At 29.6% G+C, this 866-nt stretch carries 1 protein-coding gene; it reads left to right on the forward strand.

Features of this window, described 5'->3' with window-relative positions; translation table 11 throughout:
* The coding region (locus tag B5F09_RS14640; protein WP_239404362.1) for a PD-(D/E)XK nuclease domain-containing protein at window positions 1-866 on the forward strand (866 nt) is incomplete at both ends.

The raw sequence follows: 866 nt of genomic DNA on the forward strand, positions 1-866 counted from the left end.
TTATGATCTGATAAATAAACGCGATGAGATAAAAGACTGGTATGATGGTTATTTATTTGATAAAACAGAAATTTATAATCCCTGGAGCGTTCTAAATTATATAAAGGAATTATTAGGAGATAAAGATTTTCATGCAATATCCTTCTGGGCCAATACCAGCAGCAATGATTTAGTAAGACAGTATATTGAAAATGCAACAATGAAGATGAAAGAAGAGTTTGAAGAACTGATCAATGGAAAAAGCATCATAAAAAAGATAACACCAGAGTTAACGTATCGAGAAATGAATTTTAAAAGCAGCAAAGATATGAATGATAATGTTTATAGCTTTTTGCTGTTTACCGGATATTTAAAAATCAAAGAGAAAGTATATGAAAATAATGAACTAGTAGAAGATACCTATAAGCTGGTCATTCCCAATAAAGAAGTAAAAAAGATTTACGAAAATATCTTTATGAAATGGTTTGAAAGTTATCAAAGAGAAAGAAGAAATGAGTTTATAAACAATCTTCTTGATGATCAGGAAAAGAGAGCTCAGAAGACATTAAATCAGGTTTTAAAAAGTAGCATCAGCTACTATGATAATTATGAAAGTTTTTATCATGGATTTATGGTAGGATTTTTAAATGCCGATGGCTATGAGGTTAAATCAAATCGAGAAAGTGGAGAAGGGAGATTTGATTTAGCAGTATTGCCAATGGATATTGATGATCTAGCGATTATTATTGAATGCAAACATTCAAATAGTATTAAAGAACTAAGAAAAGATAGCAAAGAGGCAAGTAATCAGATTATTGAAAAGCGATATATTGAAGGATTACGTGATGAAGGATATGAAAATGTAATTGGCTATGGAATATCTTTTT

It is taken from the genome of Erysipelatoclostridium sp. An173 (assembly GCF_002160495.1).
In the GTDB taxonomy this organism is placed as follows: domain Bacteria; phylum Bacillota_I; class Bacilli_A; order Erysipelotrichales; family Coprobacillaceae; genus Thomasclavelia; species Thomasclavelia merdavium.